Genomic DNA, 406 nt, shown 5'->3' with positions numbered 1-406 from the left:
GGCGACAGCAATTTCGAGCTCGCGCTCCATGTCCATCTCGGCGGCGCGAATCTGCTCCGCAATCGGATCAGGCTGATAGGCCGGCTGCTGCAGCACAGGCTGCGGCGCCACCGGCTGCGGCGTGATCACGGCGGCAGGTGCCGCGGCGACCGGCTGCTGAGCCTGCACCTGGGGACGGGCAACCGGCCGTGCGACCGGCCTTACCTCAAAAGGGCGCGGATCAGCCGCTCCTGCCGCGCGATCGATACCGGTCGCGACGACAGAGACGCGGATAATGCCTTCCAATGCTTCGTCGAATGTGGCGCCGAGGATGATATTGGCGTCCGCATCGACTTCTTCGCGGATACGGGTCGCGGCCTCGTCGACTTCGAAGAGGGTCATGTCGCGACCGCCGGTGATCGAGATC

At 66.3% G+C, this 406-nt stretch carries 1 pseudogene; it reads right to left on the bottom strand.

Features of this window, described 5'->3' with window-relative positions:
• Positions 1-399: pseudogene (locus tag AC1D0P_RS30880) on the bottom strand (hypothetical protein); the annotation flags it as partial.
• Between the last annotated feature and the right edge of the window lie 7 nt (positions 400-406).

This window comes from Polaromonas sp. P1_G2 (assembly GCF_056405515.1).
This window is presented reverse-complemented; position numbering and strand designations above follow the sequence as displayed.